The following is a 24,487-nucleotide window of genomic DNA, read 5'->3' as shown; positions in this document are numbered from 1 at the left end:
CGGCGCCACCGTGCCCGGACTGACTCCCTGAATTGGAGTACAGGACATGAAAAAAACATGGATTATCGCCGGCGGCGTGGTCGTGGCGGCAGCGGCGGCTGCCCCATGGGCCGTGGGAATGCTGACGGAACAGCAATGGCAGGCAGCGACCGGGGACTTCAACCAGGCGCAACCCTTCTTTGTCATGGAAACGGCGGAATATGACCGGGGTTACCTGGATTCCACCATCACCGGCCAGCTTTATGTAGTGGACCCGGATACCGGGGAGCGACATGCCATCGACTGGACGGGTGATGTCTCCCACGGCATCACCAGCAGTACCATCCTGTTCAATTTCGACCTGCCCGAGGACGAGGAATTCGAGAAGGTCTTCCCGGACGAGAAGCCGACCCTGACCGTGACCACCAGCGCCTGGGGTTCTTCCCTGGTGGAACTGGATGTGCCGGCCATTGATTACATGGACGAGGAAACCGGTGAATCCCTGAACGTTTCCCAGAGCTATTCCACCCTGGAACTCAGCGCGGGTGGCGAGCAGATGAATCTCGACATGCAGTGGCCCGGATTGGTGCTGCGGACTCCCGATATGCGCCTGTCCATGGAAAACCTGGACATGGAGCAGCAGGCCACCCTGTTGACGGGTCAGTTGTGGACCGGTGAAGGCAGCATGACCGTGGCCAAGGTGTCCGTGGCCGCCCGGGATGAGCCGGAGGTTGTGCTGGAAGGCCTGGAGATTGTTTCCGATACCGAGGCGGTGAATGATGACCAGTCATTCAACCTCGACAGTACCATGACCCTCGACAAGGTCAGCTACGGCGACGAGGGCTATGGTCCCCACAGCTTTGATTTCCGGATGCAGGAGGTGGATGTCGCCGCCTGGAACGAACTGATGGAAGCCGCCCAGACCGTGCAGGAGCTCAGCATGGCCCCCGGCGATGATCCCCAGAAGGCCTTCCAGCAGCAGATGCAGGCCACCATGGCCATGACGGGCGGGCTGGAGAAGCTGATGGCCCGGGGCCTGACCGTGGTGACCGATATGGATATTTCATCGCCGGAGGGACCGGTGACCGGTCACCTGGAAGTCACCCATCCGGAACAGCCGGACAAGGACCGGGTGCCGTTCATGCTGATCGCCCAGACCATCGAGGGCGAGCTGAACCTGAAGATCCCCGTGGCACTGGGCGAGCGCTACCCGGAGCTGGGAGAGCAACTGATGCCCATGGTGATCCAGGGTGCCCTGGTGGAAGAGGGGGACTTCTACGTAATGGATGCCTCGCTGAAGGACATGACGGTCAACCTCAACGGGCAAGAGATGCCCATCCCCATGCCAGGAACCTCGCCGATGCTGCAGTAAGGCATCACCGGCCACAAAAAACCGAAGCCCGCGGGCTTCGGTTTTTTTATGGCTGACCGCTTATTTGGCGAACTTCGCCCTGAGGGCTTCGTGCACCACCGGTGACACGAATTCCGACACATCGCCGCCCAGGGAGGCGATTTCCCGGATCAGCGACGAGGAAATGTACGACAGGTGGTTGGACGGTGTCAGGAACACACTCTCCACTTCCGGGGCCAGGTGCCGGTTCATGTCCGCGAGCTGGAACTCGTACTCGAAATCGGACACCGCCCGCAGGCCGCGCAGCAGCACGGTACCTTTCTGCTCGCGGACAAAATCCGCCAGCAGGTTGTTGAAACCCACCACCCGGATGTTATCCAGGTGAGCGGTGGACTCCTCCGCCAGACGAACCCGCTCCTCCAGGGTGAACAGCGGGTTCTTCTTGGAGCTGTGGGCAACGGCGATCACCACTTCGTCAAACAGCCGCCTGGCCCGTTCCACCAGGTCGGTGTGGCCGTTGGTGACGGGGTCAAAGGTTCCCGGGTAGATAACCGTTGTCATGGCATACTCCTTCTGGTTTCAGAGGCCCGAGATACTAGCGAATAAAGAACCGATAGACCAGTTTGTGCAGGGGGCCGCCATGGGGCGGGTACACCAGCTTGCCGCTGTTGAGCTTCTGCTTGGCGAACACCGCGCGGCTGTGGGAGAAGGTCAGGAAGCCCTCCTTGCCGTGGTAGTGCCCCATGCCGGAATCCCCGATGCCACCAAAGGGCAGGTCATCCTGGGCCACGTGCAGCAGCGAGTCATTGATGCAGACACCGCCGGAGTGGGTGCCCGCCAGCAGTCGCTTCTGCTCGTCCCGCTCGTAACCGAAGTAGTACATGGCCAGGGGCCGCGGGCGACTGTTGATGTAGGCCATGGCGTCCTCCAGCCCCTTACTGGGCACTACCGGCAGGATCGGGCCGAAGATTTCGTCCTGCATCACCTTCATGTCGTCGGTGGGGTTGAGCACCAGGGTGATCGGGATCTTGTGGCAACCGTCCTCGAAGGATTCCCCGGCCGGGTTTACCTCCACCAGTTGGGCGCCTTTGCTGCGGGCGTCCGCCAGCAGTTCCTGCAGGCGCTGGTACTGGCGCTCGTTGATGATACTGGTGTAGTCCGGGTTGTCCCGCAGGGTGGGATACATGCGGCCCAGGGCATCCTGGACGGCGTCCACGAAGGCGTTGACCCGGTCCGAGGGACACAGCGCATAGTCCGGCGCCACGCAGGTCTGGCCGGCATTGAACGCCTTGCCGAAGGCGATGCGCTCGGCGGCATCCTCCATGGGCACGTCATTGGAGATCACCGCCGGGGACTTGCCGCCCAGTTCCAGGGTGACTGGCGTCAGGTTCTCGGCCGCTGCTTTCATCACCAGCCGGCCCACGGTGGTGGAGCCGGTAAACAGCAGGTGATCGAAGGGGCGGCCGGAAAAGTCGGCGGCGACATCCGCCTCGCCATTGACCACCGCGACCAGGTCCCGGGGGAAGGTGGCTTCCACCAGATTGGCCAGCAGGGCGGAGGTGTGTGGGGTGAACTCCGACATCTTGATCATGGCCCGGTTGCCCGCCGCCAACGCCGCCACCAGTGGCCCGATGGCCAGGTACAGAGGGTAGTTCCAGGGCACGATAATGCCCACCACCCCCTTGGGCTGGTAAAAGACCTTGTTGCTCGCCGGCTGGAACAGCACCGAGACATGCCGGCGATCCGGCTGCATCCAGTCCTTGAGGTGTTCCATGGCGTAGTTGATGCCCTGGATGGACGGCATGATCTCCGCAATCAGGGTCTCGTCCCGGGAGCGACCGTTGAAGTCCTTGTCGATCGCCTCGCAGAACTGCTCCTGGTGGGCGATCAGCGCCTTCTTGAGGCGCAACAGGTTGTCCTTGCGCTCATTGAAGGTCGGTAACGGGTTGCGGCTGAAGGCCTGTTTCTGTTCGGCCAGTATCCTGGCGGTGAGCTGGATCTGTTTCTTGCTCTCGTTCATCGGGACGACGGTGGCGCTCATGATAGGATCCTCGGCGAGATGGTTCGACGCAGGCAGTCCACCTTCAGACAACCACTGTACCCTTGAAAGGTCTGAGAAAGGTCTGCGACTGATTAGAGTTTATACTCCAATTCGTACCGGAATAAATCCTGGATTGCCAGTCGTCCCCTGAAAAATCATTTACGCCGGAAATCAGACCAGACAATGTCAGCATCCTCGCCGAAAAGCACCGGGAATACCCGGAACCGGATTCTCCAGGTGGCCCTGGACAGCTTCAATCGTCAGGGCGAACGCAATGTGTCCACCAACCATATCGCGGCGGACCTGGGTATCTCCCCGGGCAATCTCTATTACCACTTCCGTAACAAGGCCGACATCGTCTACCAGCTTTTCCTGCAGTATGAGTCCCTGGTGGACGGCTACCTGAAGGTGCGGAACGGCAATGCCCTGGCCATCGATGACCTGGTGTTCTACCTGGAGTCGGTGGTGGATGGCCTCTGGCGGTTCCGCTTCCTGCACCGGGAGCTGGAGTTCCTGCTGGAGAGCGACGACCGTCTGCGATGTGAGTACCGGGCCTTTACCGCACGCTGCCTGGTCGCCATTGAAACCATCCTGCAGGGGCTGATTCGGGGCCGGGTGCTGCAATCCCTGTCCGATGAATTGCGCCAGGCCCTGGCCCTGAACATCTGGCTGGTGATAACCAACTGGATGGCGTTCCTCAAGACCGCCCACGACAGCCGGGAGCCGGAGCTGGCGGAGGTGCGCCAGGGCATCTACCAGGTGTTGACCCTGCATCTGCCCTACCTGGATCCGGCCCACCGGGATGACGTGCTGGCCCTGAGGGACCGGTATCGGCCGGCTATGCCCTGGGCCCTGTCCGGAGAGTGATGTGACAGGAACTTTACGGCGACAGGGCGGTCATACTCCATGCCGGCAACCAGGGACGTGCCGGCAAGAGACTCAGGTCTCAGTACGTCGCAAACCCTGACGATTCCCGACCGGGATTTCCGGTCGGGTTTTTTATGGCCGGCTATCCTTCCAGCCAGCCGGTCAGGCCATCGCGGCACTCTTCCAGGCCGGTTTTGGTGGTGGCCGAGAACATGATCAGGTGGTGCAGGCACTGCACATCCTTCAACGCCTTCCGGATACCCAGCATGGCGGTCTTTGCCTGGCCGAACTTCAGCTTGTCCGCCTTGGTGGCCAGGATCATCAGTGGCAGGTTGTTATGTTCGCACCATTCCACCATCATCTGGTCAAAGTCGGTCAGTGGATGCCGGATATCCATCACCAGGACCAGTCCCGCCAGGCTGCGCCGGTCGGTCAGGTAGTGGCTCAGGTGCTGCTGCCAGTCGTCCTTCATGTCCCGGGACACCTTGGCGTAGCCGTAGCCGGGCAGGTCCACCAGCCGGCAGTCGGCCCGGTTCAGCGAGAAAAAGTTGATCAGCCGGGTGCGGCCGGGCGTCTTGCTGGTACGGGCCAGCTTGCCATTGGCGGTGATGCAGTTGATGGCGCTGGACTTGCCGGCGTTGGAGCGACCGGCGAAGGCGACCTCGCGGCCGCTGTCCGGTGGGCAGTCCGTTAATTGCGCGGCGCTGACCAGGAAGCGGGCACTGTTGTAGGAAATCGGCTTGGGTGTTTCAGTGGTCACGAATAGGTCCTGAATGACACGGGAAAAGGGCGGGTGGCTGCAAACGGGGCCATGGCATTTATTCATGGGCTCCTTAATGTATAATGCTACACCAATTTCCGGACGGTGCGCAGGGTACCACGGCCAATGGCCCACCAGTCGGGGCTTTGCCCGGTTCTGCCGGCGGCACGAAGAATAATGTTTCTGATGAGAGATAGCGGAGCGAGCATGAAAAAACTGATCGCAGGTGTGGTTCTCGGCCTGGGCCTCTCCATGACAGCCCATGGCGCGGGAGATCCTGAAGCAGGTGAGGCAAATGCCGGTGTTTGTGCGGGCTGTCACGGGCAGAATGGCGCGGCTCCGGTTATGGCGGCGTATCCGAAACTGGCGGGGCTGGGCGAAACCTACCTGGTCCAGCAGCTGCGTGCCATTCGTGACGGTGAGCGTCCCATTCCGGAGATGACCGGCATGCTGGACGATATGAGCGACGAGGACCTGCAGGACCTGGCCGCCTACTTCGACCAGACCGAGATGCCTGTCAGCCAGGCCAGCGAGGAAAACCTGGAGCAGGGGCGCAGCCTCTACAAGGGGGGCAACCTGGCCTCCGGTGTTGCCGCCTGTGCGGCCTGTCACAACCCCGAGGGCAAGGGCAACGGCCCTGCCGGCTATCCCCACCTGGGTGGCCAGAATGCCGAGTACGTGATCAAGTCACTGAAGGCCTACCGGGACGGTGAGCGTAACGGGGCGCCCCAGTCGCAGATCATGGTGGACATTGCCTCCCGTCTGACGGATACCGAGATCGAGGCTGTTGCCAATTATATTTCCGGTTTGAACTGATCGTTTTCCGATCAGCTGTTGCCCGGAACAAAGCCCGCCCTGTGCGGGCTTTTGCGTTTCTGACATCCTGTCGTGGCTGTAACAGCGGTTGGCTGGATATGCAGGCACGGCATGGCATAATCCATGGCAGATGAACCTTTTACCGATGAACCTGTCTCATGCGGGTCCATGAAACAATCAGAACCAATCCAGAGGTGCTTGATGGGTATTTTCCGATCTCTTGCCGCCGGCGTTATCGCCGCGACTGTCGCTTTCTCCGCGTCTGCCCAGGACCAGTGGGTGGAAGGCGAGCACTATGAACGCCTGCCGACGGAGGTATCCGCCTCCTCTGGTGAGGGGATCGAGGTGGTTGAGGTCTTCTGGTACGGCTGTGGCCACTGCAATGACTTCGAGCCTCTCCTTCAGGACTGGAAGAAGGACCTTGGTGACGACGTCAACCTGGTGCTGCTGCCGGCACCCATGAACAAGGCGGCCGTCCAGCATGCCTACGCTTATTACGCCACCGAGGCGATTGATGCCACCGACAAGACCCACGAGGCCTTTTATACAGCGCTGGCCGAAGAGCGCCAGAATCTGACCAGCGCGTCCGCCCTGGCGGATTTCGTGGAGACCCAGGGGGTTGACCGGGAAGCCTTCCTCAAGGCCTTCAACAGCTTCGGGGTCAAGGCCCAGGTGCAGCGGGGCATGTCGGTACTGCGGGGCGCCCAGGTGCGCGGCACCCCCACCATGCTGGTGGCGGGCAAGTACAAGACCGGACCCGGCATGACCGGTGGCCATGCGGAAACCCTGGAAGTGGTGGACTACCTTATTGAGAAGGAGCGTAGCGAAAGCACCGACTGATGACCTGGCCGTCCGCGCCCGCCGAGCGCGGACGCCTGGCCCGGTGCCAGACTGTTTCCGGAGCCGGATCAATGTATCGTAGGTTGAAACAGGGATTCAGCAACATCTCTGGTCGCGCCTCGCCCTCGGGCGGGGCCTGCTCCGGCATGGACCATGTGCCGGACTTCGAGCCCCACCGCCATATCCGCCTGCTGACCTTCAATATCCAGGTGGGAATCAACACCGCCTCCTACCATCACTACGTGACTCGTAGCTGGCAGCATGTGCTCCCCCACCGGGGGCGTATCGATAACCTGGACCGTATCGCCAGCCTGCTGCGCAACTATGACGTGGTGGCCCTGCAGGAGTGTGACGGGGGCAGCCTGCGCAGCGGCTACATCAATCAGGTCCAGTACCTGGCCGAAGCCAGCGGCATTCCCTACTGGCATCAGCAGCTCAACCGCAACCTGGGGCCGGTGGCCCAGCACAGTAATGGCCTGCTCAGCCGCTTCCGCCCGCTGGATGTGACCGAGCACCGCCTGCCCGGGCTGCTGCCGGGGCGGGGTGCCATTATCGCCCGATTTGGCGATATCGACGACCCGCTGGTGCTGGTGATCATGCACCTGTCCCTCAGCAAGGCCGGCCAGGCCCGGCAACTGGCCTATGTCCACGATCTGATCGCGGACTACCAGCACGTGGTGCTTATGGGAGACCTGAACAATCATGCCGAAGAGCTGCTGACCAACACCCCCCTCAAGCACGCCAACCTGATTCCCCTGCCGGACACCGCCCACAGCTTTCCCAGCTGGCGACCGGAGCGGGCGCTGGACCATATCCTGGTGAGCCCGAGCCTGGAAATCCGCAAATCCGAGGTGGTGAGCTATCCGGTGTCCGACCATCTGCCCATTGCCATGGATATTGCCCTGCCCAAGGGCTATCTGCAGACCTTCTGAGCGCACAGGGAACCGATATCCCTGGCAGGGCTTCAAACGCCGGACACAAAAAAACCCGGCCGGGGCCGGGTTTTTCCTGAAAGCAAAGACCTTACTTGATCTTGGCTTCCTTGTACTCAACGTGCTTGCGAACCACCGGATCGTACTTTTTCATAGCGATCTTTTCCGGGGTGTTACGCTTGTTTTTCTTGGTCGTGTAGTAGTGACCAGTGCCTGCTGATGAAACCAGCTTGATTTTCTCGCGCATGATGCGGCTCCTTATACTTTCTCGCCGCGGGCACGAAGGTCGGCCAGCACAGCGTCAATGCCTTTCTTGTCGATAACACGCATACCCTTGGTGGATACGCGCAGCTTTACGAAGCGCTTCTCAGACTCTACCCAGAAGCGGTGATTCTGCAGGTTGGGCAGAAAACGACGCTTGTTGTGGTTCATCGCGTGAGAAACGTTGTTACCGGTTACCGGTCGCTTACCGGTTACCTGACAGACTCTGGACATGTTTGCCTCCGACCTGAGCGTTGGTCCTGAATACGAAATCGTTTGTAAAGGAGCCTCTGAAAAAGGGCCTGATCTCCCTTTTCAGAGACTCCGGTATCGGGTCTCTGGTTGCGGTACGTGCCTGCATTTTGCACGATGCTCGCCAGACGCCGCCAGAAAGGGACGCTTTTATACCAGATGAGCCCCCCTAACGCAAAAAATTGTTGGGAAATTGTGCAGCTTCCCGGTGAATTACATCAGCCCCCGTTCCGCCAGGGAGATCACCTCGCCATGGCCCACAACCATATGATCCAGAACCCGAATGTCCACCAGTCCCAGGGCTTCCTTCAGCCGCCGGGTCAGGGAAATATCCGACTGGCTGGGTTCGGCAATCCCTGACGGATGATTATGGGCGAAGATTACCGCCGCCGCATTGAAGTCCAGGGCGTGGCGAACCACTTCCCGGGGATAGACGGCGGCCCCGTCGATGGTGCCGCGGAACAGCTCCTGGTAGCGGATGACCCGGTGCCGGTTGTCCAGGAACAGGCCCGCGAACACTTCATGGGGCTGGGTGCCCAGCCGGCTGCGCAGGTAGCGGCGGGTATCCTCCGGTGATGTCAGCGGATCCCCCTGACGCACCGGCTCGTCCATGACCCGCCGGGCCATCTCCATGGCCGCCTGTACCTGGGCGTACTTGGCGGTGCCCAGGCCCTTGACGCGACAGAAGCCGGCATGGGAGGTGGTCATCAGGCCGCGCAGGCTGCCGAACTCATCCAGCAGGTGGCGGGCCATTGCCATTACCGGCGTGCCGGCAGTGCCGGTGCGCAGGAAAATGGCCAGTAGTTCCGTGTCGGAGAGGGTTTCCGGGCCGTGGGCCAGCAGTCGTTCCCGGGGGCGTTCATCCCGGGGCCATTGCGTTGTTGTCATGACGTTCCCTGTGTGATGTCGATGCGTCCTGCACAGGCGATGAGTCTAACATGCCCGCCGCACTGTCGGGGAGAATCCGGCAATGCTATCTTAGGGACCGTTTCAGCAGACAGTGGCAGACGACGGAGATCTCATGGCCAATCAAAACATCCTGCTTGGCATTACCGGCGGTATTGCGGCGTACAAGAGCGCGGAGCTGGTCCGGCTGCTGAAGAAGGCCGGCTACCAGGTCCGGGTCGTGATGACCCGGGGCGCCGAGGCGTTTGTTACGCCCATGACCTTCCAGGCCCTAAGCGGCGAGCCGGTACGCACGTCACTGCTGGATCCGGAAGCAGAGGCCGGCATGGGCCACATCGAGCTGGCCAAGTGGGCGGACCGGGTGGTGGTGGCGCCGGCGTCGGCGGATTTCATGGCGCGGCTGGCCCAGGGCATGGCGGATGACCTGCTGGCCACCGTCTGCAGTGCCACCGAGGCGCCGATTGCCCTGGCGCCGGCCATGAACCAGGCCATGTGGGGCAACCATCGCACCCAGCGCAATGTCCGCCTGCTTCTGGACGATCCCCAGATCACCCTGTGGGGGCCGGACCAGGGCAGCCAGGCCTGTGGTGATGTCGGTCCCGGCAGGATGCTGGAGCCGGAAACCCTGTTCGGCCTGATCGAACAGGCCGGCGGGAGCGACGGCCAGGACACGCCGCTGGCGGGCCGCCGCGTGGTGATCACCGCCGGCCCCACCCGGGAGCCGATAGACCCGGTGCGCTACATTACCAACCACAGTTCCGGCAAGATGGGTTATGCCATTGCCGAGGCCGCACGGGCGGCCGGTGCAACGGTCACCCTGGTCAGCGGCCCGGTCGCCCTGGACGCCCCCGCCGGTGTGGCGGTGGTGCCGGTTGAGACCGCCGAGGACATGCTGCAGGCGGCCTCCGCGGAAGTGGACCGGGGCGCCGACCTGTTTATCGCCACCGCCGCCGTGGCGGACTACCGTCCCGCCGACCGGGCCGGGCAGAAAGTGAAGAAATCCCATGAAACCATCGCCCTGGAGCTGGTCCGCAACCCGGATACCCTGGCCACCATCGCGGCCAGGCCGGATGCCCCGTTTACCGTGGGGTTCGCCGCAGAAACCAACGATGTTGAGCAATATGCCACCGACAAGATGAAGCGCAAGAAGCTGGGTATGATCGTCGCCAACGACGTGTCCGTGTCGGGCATGGGTTTCAACAGCGACCAGAACGCGGTCACTGTGTTCTGGCCCGGTGGTCAGCAAAGCATCGGTCCCACCAGCAAGCACGAGATCGCCAGGACACTGGTCGCGCTGATTGCCGACCGACTGGCCTGACCGAAAACCGGAACACCATCCGGGTGCCGGGGCGCCCGGACAATCTCAAGACAGCCCAATTAAGGAAGCAGTATGAGCCAGCAACCGGTTCAGATGAGAATCCTGGACAAACGAATCGGGGATGAGATCCCCATGCCCGCCTATGCCACCGATGGTTCCGCGGGTCTTGACCTGAGGGCCTGCCTGGAGGCCCCCCTGACGCTGGCCCCCGGGGAGTCCACCCTGATCCCCACCGGCCTGTCCATCTACATCGAGGACGCCTCCCTGGCCGCGATGATTCTGCCCCGGAGCGGGCTGGGGCACAAACACGGCATTGTCCTGGGGAATCTGGTGGGGCTGATCGATTCCGATTACCAGGGCGAGCTGATGGTGTCCTGCTGGAATCGGGGCAATACCACGTTCACCGTCAATGTTGGCGAGCGCATTGCGCAACTGGTGCTGGTGCCGGTGGTTCAGGCGCGTTTCGATGTGGTGGATGAGTTCAAGGCCACCGGACGGGGTGATGGCGGCTTCGGTTCCACCGGGCGACATTGAAGAAACTTTTCCAATACGCCAAATGTGTCATTAACCAATTCATGTAAACATCTATACTAACAGCAAATTAATGTGCCTGGTGTCTGGGTAGGATAGAAGCAGGCGTCAATACGGAGCCGACTATGAAACTTGGCAAGAAAAAGGGGACCCCGGAGGCTGACAGTACACCAGCCGGCCAGGATGCCCCGGACAACAAGAAAGCCGCCAAATCCGCAAAGGGAAAGCCCCCCAGCGGATCCGGCACCAAAGTGCGCAAGCTCTCCTCGGTCGCCGCTACCCAGGCACTGGTGGTGGTTCTGGTGGGTATCGTGGTCGCCGCCGCCCTTTACCTTGGTTTGCTGCAGCCGGCCGAGGAGCAGCGCCGGCAACAGGTGGCCGAGAACCGGGCCGAGCTGATCGCTGACCGGCTGGAGGACCGTATCCGGTTGATGCAGCGGCTGACGGATGGTCTGGGCACCCAGGTCTCCGTGCGAGAGGCCCTGGACGAGGTTGGCGGTGCGCGGGAACTGGCGAACGAACTGCAGACCCTGATGCCCGGCATTGAGCGGGTGTTCCTGTTTCCCTACCGCGCCATTCCGCGCCGGGCCGACGACGAGGCCGGCCTTGGCTTTGCCACCCTGGACCTGGCCCGGCGGGCGGAATCCGGGCGTGAAGTCACCCCTGATGCCTTTCCCCGTGATGGCCAGTGGCTGATCCAGACCGCGGCACAGGTGCCCAACCCCGCCAACCAGGCGGTTATCGGCACGCTGGTCATCCAGTTTAACGCCGGCACCCTGTCGGAGGTCCTGGGCGGCCCCGGTGGCCAGGGCACCCTGGTGCAGACCGTGGGTGGCCAGTCCCGCGATGTGGTTGGCGCAGGCCAGGGCAGTGGGCCGGAGGTGACCCAGTCATTGTCGGTTCCCGGCTGGAGCCTGAACTACCGCCCAAATGTATCGTCCGCCAGCCTGAATCCCATGGTCATAGCGGGTCTTGTGGTGGCCGGCTTCCTGGTGGCGGCGGTGATTGTGTGGCTGATGCTGTCGTCGGCCCAGAGCGCCCTGCGCAAGGAAACCACCCGCATGGTGCAATGGGCCCACAAGGTATTTGCCGGTGACCGGTCGGCGCCGCCGCAGATGCGGTGGGAGATCACCTCCGTGATTGCCGAGGTGCTGCACCGCATCAGCAAGGCGGTGGAAAAGCGGGTGGAAGGCACGCCCCGCAAGGCGCCGGCGGCGAAGGCAAACAAGGCTCAACCGGAACCGGAGCCGGACGAGCCCCTGTTCCAGGACCGGGACATGCCGGACATCGATATGCTCGATGGTGACGAGGACGTGCTTGGCTTTGGCGAGAACCCGGCGGGAGCCACGCCGGAGGTGGCGGAAACCACCGCTCCCGGGGCCGATATTGCCCCGTCCATTTTCCGGGCCTATGACATTCGCGGCATTGTCGGTGACACTCTGACGCCGGAGATCGTGCGGGTCATCGGCCAGGCCATCGGCTCCGAGGCCCTGGACCGCAGCCAGGATACCCTCTGTATCGGCTACGACGGCCGCCATTCCAGCCCGGAACTGGCGGATGCCCTGGCTCGCGGCATCATGTCCACCGGCTGCAACGTCATTACCCTTGGCGCCGTGCCCACGCCGGTACTTTACTTCGCCACCCACCACATCGGCACCGGCTCCGGTGTCATGGTGACCGGCAGTCATAACCCGTCCAACTACAACGGCCTGAAGATCATGCTGGGGGGCGAGACCCTGTCGGAAGACAGTATCCAGAAGCTGTACCAGCGTATCCAGACCGGCGATCTGCACCAGGGCCAGGGCAGCTCCACCAGCCAGGACATCCGCCGGGACTACCTGGACCGCATTGTCAGTGATATCGCCGTGGCGGCGCCGCTGAAAGTGGTGGTGGACGCCGGCAATGGCATCGCCGGTGAATTGGGCCCGCTGCTGCTGGAGGAACTGGGCTGCGAGGTGATTCCGTTGTACTGTGAGGTTGACGGCAGCTTCCCCAACCATCACCCGGACCCGGGCAAGCCCGAGAACCTGCAGGACCTGATCGACCGGGTCCAGCAGGAAGGTGCCGACGTGGGCATCGCCTTCGACGGCGATGGCGACCGCCTGGGCGTGGTCACCAATGACGGCAAGATCATCTGGCCGGATCGGCTGATGATGCTGTTTGCCCGGGATGTGGTGTCCCGTAACCCGGGGGCCGATGTGCTTTTCGATGTGAAATGCAGCCGGCGCCTGAGTGGTGTGATCTCCTCGGCGGGCGGTCGTCCGGTGATGTGGAAGACCGGGCACTCGCTGATGAAGGCGAAAATGAAGGAAACCGGCGCACTGCTGGCCGGTGAGATGAGCGGGCACATCTTCTTTGGTGAGCGCTGGTATGGCTTTGACGATGGCCTGTACGCCGCCGCCCGCCTGCTGGAGATCCTCGGTATCGAGGATCGCCAGAGCAGTGAGGTGTTCGCCGAGTTCCCGGAGGACATCAGCACGCCGGAACTGAACCTGGAGGTGACGGATGAAGGCAAGTTCCGCATCATCCAGCGGCTGTCGGACCTGGCGGATTTCGGGGAGGCCAATATCACCACCATCGACGGGGTGCGGGTGGACTACCCGGACGGCTGGGGCCTGTGCCGGGCGTCCAACACCACGCCGATGCTGGTGCTGCGTTTCGAGGCCGAGAGCGAGACGGCCCTGGAGCGCATCAAGCAGATATTCCGGGGGCAGCTCAAGGCCCTGGCTCCGGATGTGACCATCACTTTTTGAACCCGGCCCGGTGCTCCCGGGCGTAACACCCTGAAGGCGGATTGAATGGCACTGGATCGTGAAACAGCAATGCAGGTGGCGGACGTACTGAGCAAGGGGCTGCCCTATATCCAGCGGTTTACCGGCAAGACCGTGGTCATCAAGTACGGCGGTAACGCCATGGAGAACGAGGAGCTCAAGAGCAGCTTCGCCCGGGACATGGTGCTGATGAAGCTGGTGGGCATCAATCCCATCGTGGTCCATGGCGGCGGCCCACAGATCGGCGAGCTGCTGGACCGGCTGAATATCAAGTCCCACTTCATCAATGGCATGCGGGTCACCGACTCGGAAACCATGGACGTGGTGGAAATGGTGCTCGGTGGCCAGGTGAACAAGGAGATCGTCTCCCTGATCAATGCCCAGGGTGGCACTGCCGTGGGCCTGACCGGCAAGGACGGCAACCTGATCCGCGCCCGCAAGCTGGAAGTGATGGGCAAGACCGATGAGGTCAGCCGACCGGAAATCATCGATATCGGTCATGTGGGCGAGGTGGCGTCGGTCAACACCAAGGTTATCGACATGCTGACCCACAGCGACGTGATCCCGGTGATTGCCCCCATCGGCGTCGGGCCCGACGGTGCGTCCTACAACATCAATGCCGACCTGGTGGCCGGCAAGGTGGCCGAAGCGGTCAACGCCGAGAAGCTGATCCTGCTGACCAATGTCTCCGGCCTCAAGAGCCGTGACGACAAGGTGCTCACCGGCCTGACCGCGGCCCAGGTCAATAACCTGATCGAGGACGGCACCATCCATGGTGGCATGCTGCCGAAGATCCGCTGTGCCCTGAGCGCCGTGGAGAACGGCGTCAGGACTGCCCACATCATTGATGGCAGGGTTGCCCACGCCACCCTTCTGGAGATCTTCACCGACGAAGGCGTTGGCACACTGATCTCCCGTAACTGAGGGGCCTGACGGGCACCGGTGCGGGGACTGATAAGCAGGGAGAGATGGAACCTTGAAAAAACTGTTGTCGCTTATCGTGATCCTGGCCCTGGTGGCCTGGGGAAGCTACAAGGGGGCGGTGTGGTGGCTGGCCGACCAGACCCTGAATGAACTGCGCCGGTCCCTGTCGGACCACGGGGCGCTGGAGCGGGGGGATATCTCGTCCGCCGTGGGCGGGGATCTGGTGTTTATCGGCACCCGTTTCCAGTCCTTCCAGTTGACCCAGCCGCTGGACATCCAGCGGCTGACCTATCGTGCTGGCTCGCCCCTGGCCCTGCTGGCCAGCCTGTATGGCCAGCACGACCTGCCCCGGAGCTGGCGCCTGGACGTGGCCGGCTGGCGGCTGCCACTGGATGCGGCCATGCTGCGCAACTGGGTCACTGATACTGATGAACAGGCGCCGCGGCCCCTGTTTGTCCCGGTGTGCGGTCCCGATGCCCGTCAGCAACTGGGCAGCGGTGACCTGATCCGCATGGGCATCACCGAACTGGCTGGCGATGCCCAGCTCCGGCAGACCTCCGGCGGTGTTCGCCTGGAACTCTTCACCCGGGAATCCGGCAGCCTGGAAATCTCCTGGGACAATGCTCGCCTGCGCCTGGACAACGATGGCGTGAACCTGAACCCAGGCCCCGAAAATGTCGAAGTGATCCTGCGTGACGGCGGCCTGATGCGTCGGGTGACCGCCTATTGCGCCCGGGAGACCGGCATGTCGGAATCCGCCTGGGCCGACCGGGTGATGGACGCCTTCAGTGAAGGGCTGGCCAGCCGTGGCCTGGAGGCCTCGCCCCAGTTGTTGGCCCTGTACCGGCAATGGCTGACGGAAGGCGGGGAACTGGCCCTGACCCTGGAGCCGTCCTCCGGCTGGCAGGGCCTGCCGGTCCGGGAAACCGGGACCGGGGAAGGCAGTGATGAAGATGACGCCGAAGAGGCTGGTACCACGACTGACGATGCCTCAATGACGGTTACCTACAACGGCTCCGCAGTGCCGGACGTATACCTGAGCCCCGTGACACCAGTGACTCCGGAGGTACCGGAACAGGCCATGGAGCCGGTGGTGGATCCGGATCTCACGGAAGTGGTTGCCGGCTGGCAACAGGTTATCCTGGATGAGGCGGAACCCTGGCTTGGTTATACTGTTCGGGTCACCCTGAGCAATGGCCGCACCGTGGAAGGCCGCCTGACCCGTGTGGATGAGGATGAGGTGGAAGTAGCCCGTCCCGTGGACGGTGGCGAAGTGGCCTACCCCATGGTCCGGCGCCTGGTCGAGCGGCTGGAAGTGTGGCGACGGGGCAGCCAGTCCGGGGAGTGACCACAGACAGTCGTTCTATCATCCAACCGTTTCCAGCAGGAGCCTGACACCATGACAGATCCACAAGGCAAGGCCGCCGGCGTCGGGCAGGGCCCACCGGATGTTCGCAGCATGCTGGAACAGCTGGTGGCCATCCCGTCCATCAGCAGTGCGTCTGCGGAATGGGATCACAGCAACGAGGCCGTCGTAAACCGGCTGGCGGAGTGGCTGGCCCCCCTGGGGTTCCGCAACGAGATCCTGCCGGTGCCGGACATGCCCGGCAAGTTCAATCTGGTGGCCACCCTCGGGTCCGGCCCCGGCGGCCTGGTCCTGTCCGGTCACACCGATACCGTTCCCTATGACGACAAGCGCTGGCAGAGTGACCCCTTCACCCTGACCGAGCGGGACGACCGCCTCTACGGTCTGGGCACCTGTGACATGAAGGGCTTCTTCGCCCTGGCCATCGAGGCGGCCCGGCAGGCGGCGCAACAGCCCCTGAAACAGCCGCTGATCATCCTCGCCACCGCCGATGAGGAAAGCTCCATGAACGGCGCCCGGGCGCTGGCGGAGGCGGGCTACCCGAAGGCACGGTATGCGGTGATCGGGGAGCCCACCACCCTCAGGCCCATTCGCATGCACAAGGGCATCATGATGGAGCGGCTGGTGTTCGAGGGGCGGTCCGGGCATTCCTCCGATCCGTCCCTGGGGCGCAACGCCCTGGAGGGTATGAACGAGGCCATGAACGAACTGCTGGCCCTGCGAGCTGGCTGGCAGGAGAAACACCGCAACCCCCATTTCCGGGTGCAGCACCCCACCATGAACCTGGGTTGCATCCATGGCGGTGATAACCCCAACCGCATCTGTGCCCGCTGCGAGCTGCATTTCGACCTGCGGCCGCTGCCCGGCATGGACATGGCGGAACTGCGCCAGGCAATCCTGGACCGGCTGCAGCCGGTGGCCAGCCGTCGTGAACTGTCCCTGTCCTTCGAGCCGCTGTTTGACGGCGTGCCGCCGTTCGAGACACCGGCGGAGGCGGAACTGGTGCGGGTCTGCGAGAAGCTGACCGGCCACCAGGCCGATGCCGTGGCCTTTGCCACCGAAGCGCCCTGGCTGCAGAAGCTGGGCCTGGAAACCCTGGTGATGGGGCCAGGCTCCATTGACCAGGCCCACCAGCCGGACGAGTTCCTGGCCCTGTCCCAGCTCGATCCCACCATCACCCTGCTGAAACAACTGATCAGGCACTTCTGTCTATGAGCGTCTCCGACTGGCTGCACAGCTTCCGTCACTCCTCCCCCTACATCAACGCCCACCGGGGCAGCACCGTGGTGCTGGTGCTGGGAGGCGAGGCGCTGGCCAGTGACAACCTGCTAAACATCATCCACGACATCACCCTGCTCAGCAGCCTGGGTATCCGCCTGGTGGTCACCTTCGGCGCGCGCCCGCAGATCCAGCAGCGTCTGGACCAGGCCGGCCATGACTCCCGGTTCGAGGGCGGGCTGCGCATCACCCGGGAACAGGACCTGCCGCTGATCATGGAGGCGGTGGGCGGCGTCCGCTCCTGGCTGGAAAGCCGCCTGTCCATGGGCCTGGTGAACTCCCCCATGCACGGGGCGAAAATCCGGGTCAGCAGCGGCAATTTCCTGGCCGCGCGGCCGGTGGGAGTGCTGGATGGCGTGGATTTCGGTTACACCGGCCGGGTGCGGCGGGTGGACACGGTCGGTATCGAACGCCTGCTGGAGCTGGGACATATCGTGCTGGTGCCGCCCCAGGGCTATTCCCCCACCGGCGACATCTTCAACCTGTCCTATGAGGATGTGGGCAGCCAGGTGGCCTCGGCCCTGAAGGCCGACAAGTTGATCGTGTTCACCGACGACCAGGGCGTGCTGGACGAGGATGGCTCCCTGATCCGTGAACTGACGGTGCGCCAGGCCCTGCAGAAAGTCTCGGACCACGTGGTGTCCGGCCATGACGCGGACCTGCTGCGGGCCGCCTGCGACGCCTGCACCAGGGGTGTCCGGCGGGCCCATATCATCAGCTACCTGCGGGATGGAGCCATCCTGGAGGAACTGTTCACCCGGGATGGTTTCGGCACCCTGGTCAGCGACGATAACTACGAACAGATCCGCCGGGCCCGGGTGGAGGATATCGGTGGCATCCTGGAGCTGATCCAGCCCATGGAGGAGCAGGGCATCCTGGTGCGCCGGTCACGGGAAATGCTTGAGACCGAGATCGACCAGTTCGTGGTGGCTGAGCGGGACGGCATGATCATCGGCTGCGCGGCCCTGTATGGTTATCCGGACGAACAGGCCGGGGAACTGTCCTGTTTTGCGGTCAATCCCGATTACCGTCGCGGCGGCCGTGGCGACAATATCCTCGCCCTGGTGGAGCGCACGGCCCGCGCCCAGGGGCTCGCGCGCCTGTTCGTGCTGACCACGCAAACCGAACACTGGTTCCGGGAGCGGGGGTTCGAGCCGTCATCCGTGCAGGCATTACCCGGCCCGAAGCTGGCCTCCTACAATACCCGTCGCAACTCCAAGGTATTCGTGAAAACCCTGTCGTGAGGGGGTGGTCGGGGTGGCCCTGGGCCGGTATGGTTACGCGAGATACAGTTTTGCGAACAACCGTTCGGATTTGTCTTGACGGACCGTCGCTATAATAGTCATATTTAGTAATCGTCCCGTGAATTGGCCCGTCCGCTTCGCCGGCTTTTCACGTTTCTTGACATTGTTTTCGCCGCATCGTGGCTATACTGCTGGGTAGATGAACTCTCCCCGGCCGTTGCCGGCTGTCTACTGATGCGTTGCGGGGCCGCCGGTAACCCGCAGGAAAGGAAACGACCCGCCACCCCGACCGGGTGCGGGCTTTACCATCGATCAGGTAGTCAATGGATCCGAAGGAACGACGCTCCAGTCCCCGCCGCCCCATCAAGCTGGCCGCCCAGGTCGATCTGGGTGAGTCAGGCGTGTGGCCCTGCCAGATTGCCGACTTCTGTGCGGAGGGCCTGTTCGTCCGCTATTCCGGCGATACCTCCGAGAAGATCCGGGGCTACCTCCAGGACCATCCCGGGCAGGACCTGGGCATTCACTTCCGCACCGAAGAAGGCCGCGAGCGCCACGAGCTCAGGGCCCGCCCGGTGCGTCTTATCGACGGTGCCATGGGGGTTGAGTTCACCGGCGCCAGCCCCCAGGCCGTGGACGCCATGCTCAACCAGTGCGGCGCGGACAGCTCAGCCCAGGAACGCTCGGCCCTGAAACCACCCAGTGAACGGGTCCAGTTCATCCTCCACCAGTGCGCCAGGGCGGTATCCCAGCATATCGAGCCACTGATGGGCGACTGCTTCGCGGGCATGATCGAGAACCTCCGCCAAGCCGCGCTGAAGGCCCATAACGATCAGCAGGCCAACGAGTACATGGATGCCGCCGCCCAGGTGGAAAGCCGTCAGCGCTCCGTCTGGCTGCTCATGTCCCGTTCCCTGGAGTCGCCCCTGAAGCCGGCCCGGGACAACCAGAACGCCGCCAGCCTGTCGCTGGTGGACAAGGGCGAATTCGAGGACTGGCTGGCCATCAAGGTGATGGTCACCAAGGCGGACACCCAGTATCGCGCGGAACTGTTGCAGCTACGCATGCGCCTGGACCGGCTGGGCGTGACCAACGCCACCGGCCACCAGAATCCTCTGGGACCGTCCCTGGTCTGCGAGGCCTTCCATACCGGCCTGGAAAGCCTGAGGACCAACCGGGCCGTGGAAAAGGTATGCCTGAAGACCTTCGAAACCCTGGTGCTCCAGAAGATCGGACCACTCTACGAGGAGCTTAACCAGATCCTGATCCGCCACGGGATCCTGCCGGACCTGGATCTGGGCCGCTACCTGAGCGAGCGGCAGCCCCGCCCGGCGGAGAAACCGCCGGAGCCGAAGGCGGATGACGTGAAAGCGGAGGAGCCCACCAAACCCTCGCCGCCCCGGGACTCCCGGGGCGTCAGTCCGGCCACCGCGGGGCCGTTTGCGCCCCGGTCCGGACAGGGCTTCGTGGAGCAGATGACCCTGGCCCGGTCCGCCTTTGCCACCGTGCGGAACCTGATCGGCACCCTGAAATCCGCGGGTGTGGCCAGTGGCCAGCCCGTACCCTTCGCCGAGGGTGCCCGGCCCCTGTCCCAGGGGGAGTTCCAGAAGGAACTGCATACCCTGCAATTGGCGCCGGTGGCCGAGGACGAGCCCGAAACACCACTCCGGGACCGGGTTGTCGAGCAGGTCAAGACCTCCGGCAACCACGGCCTGGACGAGGAGCAGCAGGCCACCCTGGATGTGGTGGACCGCTTCTTCCGCAGTGTGGTGGAAAGTCCCAAGATCTCGGACCGTACCCGGCGCCAGATGCGGCAGCTTGAGGTGCCGGTACTGAAAGTGGTGCTGCGGGATCCCGCCTTCTTCGATGATATTGAAAGTCCGGTCCGGGGGGTGATGAATCGCCTGGCCCAGCTTGGTATCCGTGGCAGCCGCACCAATCCCGCGGTCCAGCGCCGGGTGGACGACCTGGTCAACCGTATTGCCTCTGAATTCGAGCAGGACACCCGGGTCTTCGACGGCGCCATGGATGAACTGGACACCCTGATCGATCGCCAGAACCTGATCTACCGCCGCAACGTGGAACGGGTGACTGCGGCTGCCGAAGGCGCCCAGAAGGTGGCCGAATCCAAGGCGGCGGTCACCCGGGCGCTGGATGAACGTCTCGGGGGGCGGGATGTGCCCCGGGCCATTGTCAGCCTGCTGAATGCCGGCTGGCGTGACCTGCTGTCCCTGACCTGGATTCGCCAGGGCCCGGACAGCCAGTTGTGGCAGGATTATCTCTCCGTGGTCGATACCCTGATGGCCTTCGCGGATGATCCGGACATCGAGGTCAACCTGTCGGAACTGCTGCGGCTGATCCAGGAGGGGCTGGGCTCCATATCCAGTAATCACCTGCCAGCCTCCCAGGTGCGCGAGGAACTCAAGCAGTTCCTGGTGCGCAAGCCCGAGCAACCGGTGGAGCGGGTGCCGGTGCCCAGGGCGGAACCGGAGGAAGATGCCAGGCGCAAGCAGGAGGAACGTCTGCAGAAGCGCCTGCAGCGCTGGATTGCCCGGGCCCAGAAACTGCGCACGGGGGACTGGCTGCGGGACCAGACCAACCCGGATCAGCCCCAGTACGTCCGCCTGGTATGGATGGCCCGGGGCTTCAACCGGTTCGTGTTCGTCAACCACCAGGGCATGCGGGTGGTGGAACTCGATCTCGCGGATCTCGCGGAGCGCATGCAGAAGGGCATTATCGTACCGGACAGCCAGTACGAGCGTCCGCTGGTGGACGAGAGCATCGACCGGATGGTGCGCAAGGTCTACGACCAGTTGTCCTGGGCCTCCACCCACGACGAGCTCACCGGCCTGCTGGAACGCCGGGAATTCGAGCGGGTACTGGAACAGCAGCTCAGCCGGCATGAGGACGAGCGTACCCTGGTCCGGCTTGACCTGCGGCAGTTCCGGCTGCTCAATGACACCGCCGGCCGCTCCGCCGGTGACGAGGCCCTGCGCCGGGTGGCGGATATCCTGCGGGGGCAGGTGGGGGAAGGCATGCCCCTGGCCCGCCTGGGCGGTGACGAATTCGCCTTCCTGCTGCCGTCGGAAGACGCCGGCGGCAGCGTGCTTGGTATTATCCGCGCGGTGGAGGCCCTGGACCTGAACTGGAAGGGGCGCCGCTACCGTCTGTCCGCCAGTGCCGGCCTGGCTCCCCAGCTACCGGCCCTGACCACCGCCGAGCGCTGGCTGCGGGCCACCGAGGAAACCTGCAAGGTGGCCAAGACCCGCGGGCCCGGCAAGTACGTGGTTTACAACCTGGAGCAGGCCCACTACGACCAGCAGGAGCAGATTGCCGCCAAGGTGGCGGCCCTGGGCGACCTGGACGAGGAGCGCATGCTGCTGCGCTGCCAGAAAATCATTCCCCTGCACAAGCACACCCGGCTGTCGACCCAGTTCGAGGTGCTGATCAGCATGTACGACGACCAGGGCAACCTGATCACGGCGGCGGATTTCGTGCGCATGGCGGAGCGCTACAATCGCATGCAGTCGGTGGACCGCTGGGTGGTGGGCTATATGCTGGACTGGTTGCGGGAGAATGGCCCACGCCCGGGCGCGTCGGCGGATGGCAGTGAGCCGGGCTACTGCATCAACCTCTCCGGCTATTCCCTGAATGACGAAAGCCTGCTGGAGTTCATCTACGGCAAGCTGAGCGAGAAGGATGCACCCATCGAGCGGCTGTGGTTCGAGATCACCGAGGCGGCGGCCATCCGCGACGTCCACTCGGTGGCGGAGTTCATCGGTGAGATGAAGGAACTGGGCTGCCGTTTCTGTCTGGGCAACTTCGGTGCCGGGCCCACATCCTACCAATACATGCGCAGCCTGCCGGTGGACATGATCAAGCTGGATGGTGCCTTCGTGGGCGAGATCAGCAACAGCGAAACCGATCAGGCCATGGTCCGCTCCATGGTGGAAATGGCCCATTACCTCAACCGTGAGGTCATCGCCACCCATATCGAGAGCCGGGAGGTCCTCGATATGCTGCGCAAGCTGGGTGTCGATTATGGCCAGGGATACGTGATCGAGAAGCCCAGGCTGCTGGAGAGCCTGGGCACTCCCTGAGCGTCACCTCAGGCCGTCAGTTGGCCGCTCTGGTAGTCCCGCAGGGTCTGTTCGATCTCCTCGCGGGAGTTCATCACGAACGGACCGTACTGGACCACGGGTTCCCCCAGCGGTTTGCCGGCAATCAGCAACACCTGAGCACCGTCCGGTCCGGCACTGAGGGTCACCTCATCCCCCTCGTCAAGGACCGTGGCCGCGCCGGCCTGGAGGGCCTGCTCCCCGATGCTCACCGCCCCCTGGTACAGGTAGGTGAAGGCATTGAGATGCCCGCCCACCGGCAGGGTGACCTGGCTGCCCGGTTCAAGCTTCACATCGGCGTATAACGGCTCGGTGGTGCCGCCGCTCACCGCCCCCTGGCGGGGCTGCCCGTCAAACTCGACGGTGCCGGCGATCAGCAGGATCTCGGCCCCCGCCAGGATGATCCGTGGGATCTCCTCCGGCTGGATGTCGCGATAGCCCGCCTCCTTCATTTTTTCCGCCGCCGGCAGGTTAAGCCAGAGCTGGAAGCCCCGCATCATGCCCTGCTCCTGCTGGGGCATTTCCGAGTGGATGATGCCGCGACCGGCGGTCATCCACTGCACGCCACCGTTGCGCAGGTCGCCCCGGTTACCGAGGTGATCCTCGTGGAGCATGTGTCCCTCGACGGTGTACGGTTTTCGCGTGGACTGTGTACATGTGACTTATGTCCTTGATTATCAATTGAAGTTCAGGAAGATTTAGAAAAAGACGTGTATACACGCTGGGGCCTCTTTAATGTGTATAAAACGGCACTCATTTGTACACATCCGGACTCTCGGTTGCGCTTTTCAACTGAGTCAGCGATTTGCACATCGGTAGAACCGCTGCGCTCACCAAATGACCCGCATTGAAATGCAGCCTCAGCATACGAATTCGCATAGTTTTTTTGAGCTCCCCAAGTTTTGTTCATAGGTATAGTGTTAGGCATGAGGATCATGGCCATTCACTTCGCTGACTCAACCAGGGTTATGACGGCAGCAGCACGCTGACATTGGAAAGTGGACCTTTTAACCGCAACGAGATGAGCCAGTGAAAGGAGTCTGAGCCGGGGTGGGTTCACTCATAGGCCAGGAGTGGCAAGGGCACCAGGATAAGTCCACGCTTTTAAACAAAAGCGAACATTCGCCGCACCCCCAATTCCAGGCTTTACGCCCCTTAAACGGGTAAGCAATGCCCCATCAAGAACTTGGCAAACGATCAAAAGGGCTGACGGTTCCAGCACGTCGATCGCCAATGACATGCGTGTAGATTTCTGTCGTTCGAATGTCGCTATGCCCAAGAATTTCCTGAACCGTCCTGATATCGCTCCCCGATCTCAATAACTCTGTCGCAAAGGCATGCCGAAAGGTATGAGCCGTCACACGCTTGGTGATTCCCGTGGCCAGAACGGCCTGCCTCAATCGCCGCGAGTACGATGAATGATGAAGATGGTGGCGGCACACATAACCAGCGATGGGATGAACGCATCTTGTTACGGATGGGAACAGGTACTGCCAACCAAAGTCCTTCATGGCCGGTCCATACTTCTTGTGAAGTGAGGCCGGCACTGACGTAAGCCCGAATCCATCGGCCAGATCGGACTCATGTACAGCCCTGACATGGGCGAATTGTCGCTCCATGTTTTCTCTTAGATTGCCTGGAATCAGTGTGTATCGATCTTTTCGTCCCTTACCGTTGAATACGAGCAAACTGCGGCTTTTTAGGTCGATGTCTTTCACGCGAAGCGAAAGAGCTTCGTTGATTCTCAAACCGCATCCATAAAGAAGCGCAGTGATGAGCCAATACTCTGCATCCATGTTTTGAAGAATAGAAGCAACTTCATCGGGACTCAGAACGGTTGGCATGCGTCGAGGCGTTTTCGTCATCTTATACTGTAGGTTTGGCAAGCCCCCGATACGGTAGACGCCTGGTAGCGTTACACTAAACGCAAATCTA

At 62.7% G+C, this 24,487-nt stretch carries 21 protein-coding genes and 1 pseudogene; 13 read left to right on the top strand and 9 right to left on the bottom strand.

The genetic code is table 11. The features are described 5' to 3' along the window. Nucleotides 1-46: 46 nt before the first annotated feature. Nucleotides 47-1,351: a DUF945 family protein gene (locus tag RO069_RS18625; protein WP_328189581.1), complete on the top strand. Its 1,305-nt coding sequence runs from the start codon at nt 47-49 to the stop codon at nt 1,349-1,351. Between the two features lie 60 nt (nt 1,352-1,411). Here the strand turns inward: RO069_RS18625 and coaD are convergent, their stop codons facing one another. Together coaD and RO069_RS18615 are read right to left on the bottom strand one after the other, a co-directional pair. Beyond that, nucleotides 1,412-1,891 (bottom strand): pantetheine-phosphate adenylyltransferase, encoded by a 480-nt coding sequence (coaD, locus tag RO069_RS18620; RefSeq protein WP_328189580.1) that lies wholly within the window; start codon nt 1,889-1,891, stop codon nt 1,412-1,414. Between the two features lie 34 nt (nt 1,892-1,925). Continuing rightward, nucleotides 1,926-3,371: a coniferyl aldehyde dehydrogenase gene (locus tag RO069_RS18615; RefSeq protein WP_328189579.1), complete on the bottom strand. Its 1,446-nt coding sequence runs from the start codon at nt 3,369-3,371 to the stop codon at nt 1,926-1,928. A 183-nt stretch (nt 3,372-3,554) separates the two neighbouring features. Here RO069_RS18615 and RO069_RS18610 point away from each other — a divergent pair, with 183 nt between their 5' ends. Continuing rightward, the gene (locus RO069_RS18610; RefSeq protein WP_328189578.1) at nt 3,555-4,238 is read left to right on the top strand and encodes a TetR/AcrR family transcriptional regulator; all 684 of its coding nucleotides are present in this window, start codon (nt 3,555-3,557) and stop codon (nt 4,236-4,238) included. A 142-nt stretch (nt 4,239-4,380) separates the two neighbouring features. On the opposite strand, the gene yihA is transcribed toward RO069_RS18610, so the two are convergent. Further along, complete coding sequence (yihA, locus tag RO069_RS18605) at nt 4,381-4,998, bottom strand: ribosome biogenesis GTP-binding protein YihA/YsxC (RefSeq protein ID WP_328189577.1); 618 nt, start codon at nt 4,996-4,998, stop codon at nt 4,381-4,383. Nucleotides 4,999-5,205: 207 nt separating this feature from the next. On the opposite strand from yihA, the gene RO069_RS18600 reads away from it, so the two are divergent. From RO069_RS18600 to RO069_RS18590, 3 genes are all read left to right on the top strand, one after another. Next, nucleotides 5,206-5,814, top strand: a complete 609-nt coding sequence (locus RO069_RS18600) for a c-type cytochrome (RefSeq protein WP_328189576.1) — start codon at nt 5,206-5,208, stop codon at nt 5,812-5,814. A gap of 201 nt (nt 5,815-6,015) precedes the next feature. Then, nucleotides 6,016-6,654: a thiol:disulfide interchange protein DsbA/DsbL gene (locus RO069_RS18595; protein ID WP_328189575.1), complete on the top strand. Its 639-nt coding sequence runs from the start codon at nt 6,016-6,018 to the stop codon at nt 6,652-6,654. A 71-nt stretch (nt 6,655-6,725) separates the two neighbouring features. Further along, nucleotides 6,726-7,586 carry an endonuclease/exonuclease/phosphatase family protein gene (locus RO069_RS18590; protein ID WP_328189574.1) on the top strand — a complete coding sequence of 287 codons (861 nt, stop codon included), beginning with the start codon at nt 6,726-6,728 and terminating at the stop codon, nt 7,584-7,586. 91 nt (nt 7,587-7,677) lie between these two features. Here the strand turns inward: RO069_RS18590 and rpmG are convergent, their stop codons facing one another. The 3 genes from rpmG to radC all read right to left on the bottom strand — a co-directional run bounded on the left by rpmG (nt 7,678) and on the right by radC (nt 8,987). Next, complete coding sequence (gene rpmG / locus RO069_RS18585; RefSeq protein ID WP_328189573.1) at nt 7,678-7,833, bottom strand: 50S ribosomal protein L33; 156 nt, start codon at nt 7,831-7,833, stop codon at nt 7,678-7,680. A gap of 11 nt (nt 7,834-7,844) precedes the next feature. Continuing rightward, on the bottom strand, nt 7,845-8,081 hold the full coding sequence (gene rpmB / locus RO069_RS18580; protein ID WP_328189572.1) for a 50S ribosomal protein L28: 237 nt from the start codon (nt 8,079-8,081) through the stop codon (nt 7,845-7,847). A 231-nt stretch (nt 8,082-8,312) separates the two neighbouring features. Beyond that, nucleotides 8,313-8,987, bottom strand: coding sequence for a RadC family protein (gene radC / locus RO069_RS18575; RefSeq protein ID WP_328189571.1), 675 nt, complete (start codon nt 8,985-8,987; stop codon nt 8,313-8,315). 133 nt (nt 8,988-9,120) lie between these two features. Between radC and coaBC the strand changes: the two genes are divergently transcribed. From coaBC to RO069_RS18535, 8 genes are all read left to right on the top strand, one after another. After that, a complete protein-coding gene (gene coaBC, locus RO069_RS18570; protein WP_328189570.1) occupies nt 9,121-10,323 on the top strand; it encodes a bifunctional phosphopantothenoylcysteine decarboxylase/phosphopantothenate--cysteine ligase CoaBC in 1,203 nt (400 codons plus the stop codon). A 72-nt stretch (nt 10,324-10,395) separates the two neighbouring features. Next, on the top strand, nt 10,396-10,857 hold the full coding sequence (gene dut / locus RO069_RS18565) for a dUTP diphosphatase (protein WP_328189569.1): 462 nt from the start codon (nt 10,396-10,398) through the stop codon (nt 10,855-10,857). 122 nt (nt 10,858-10,979) lie between these two features. Further along, nucleotides 10,980-13,607: a phosphomannomutase/phosphoglucomutase gene (locus RO069_RS18560; RefSeq protein ID WP_328189568.1), complete on the top strand. Its 2,628-nt coding sequence runs from the start codon at nt 10,980-10,982 to the stop codon at nt 13,605-13,607. A gap of 45 nt (nt 13,608-13,652) precedes the next feature. Beyond that, complete coding sequence (argB, locus tag RO069_RS18555) at nt 13,653-14,549, top strand: acetylglutamate kinase (RefSeq protein ID WP_328189567.1); 897 nt, start codon at nt 13,653-13,655, stop codon at nt 14,547-14,549. Between the two features lie 52 nt (nt 14,550-14,601). Further along, complete coding sequence (locus RO069_RS18550; protein ID WP_328189566.1) at nt 14,602-15,897, top strand: acetylornithine deacetylase; 1,296 nt, start codon at nt 14,602-14,604, stop codon at nt 15,895-15,897. Nucleotides 15,898-15,948: 51 nt separating this feature from the next. Then, nucleotides 15,949-17,130, top strand: coding sequence for an acetylornithine deacetylase (argE, locus tag RO069_RS18545; protein WP_442915395.1), 1,182 nt, complete (start codon nt 15,949-15,951; stop codon nt 17,128-17,130). After that, nucleotides 17,127-18,437 carry an amino-acid N-acetyltransferase gene (gene argA / locus RO069_RS18540; RefSeq protein ID WP_328189565.1) on the top strand — a complete coding sequence of 437 codons (1,311 nt, stop codon included), beginning with the start codon at nt 17,127-17,129 and terminating at the stop codon, nt 18,435-18,437. The genes argE and argA overlap by 4 nt, the downstream gene beginning before the upstream one ends. Before the next feature lie 323 nt (nt 18,438-18,760). Beyond that, a complete protein-coding gene (locus RO069_RS18535) occupies nt 18,761-22,534 on the top strand; it encodes a DUF1631 family protein (RefSeq protein ID WP_328189564.1) in 3,774 nt (1,257 codons plus the stop codon). An 8-nt stretch (nt 22,535-22,542) separates the two neighbouring features. On the opposite strand, the gene RO069_RS18530 is transcribed toward RO069_RS18535, so the two are convergent. The 3 genes and pseudogenes from RO069_RS18530 to RO069_RS18520 all read right to left on the bottom strand — a co-directional run. Beyond that, nucleotides 22,543-23,004: a pirin family protein gene (locus tag RO069_RS18530; protein ID WP_328189589.1), complete on the bottom strand. Its 462-nt coding sequence runs from the start codon at nt 23,002-23,004 to the stop codon at nt 22,543-22,545. A gap of 33 nt (nt 23,005-23,037) precedes the next feature. After that, a pseudogene (locus RO069_RS18525) lies at nt 23,038-23,172 on the bottom strand (pirin family protein); the annotation flags it as partial. Nucleotides 23,173-23,730: 558 nt separating this feature from the next. Beyond that, on the bottom strand, nt 23,731-24,487 hold a 757-nt coding region (locus tag RO069_RS18520; protein ID WP_328189563.1), incomplete at its 5' end, for an integron integrase.

The sequence above is a fragment of the Marinobacter sp. OP 3.4 genome (assembly GCF_036224885.1).
Classification (GTDB): domain Bacteria; phylum Pseudomonadota; class Gammaproteobacteria; order Pseudomonadales; family Oleiphilaceae; genus Marinobacter.
The sequence above is the reverse complement of the archived record's forward strand: the minus strand, read 5'-3'. Positions and strand labels throughout refer to the sequence as shown.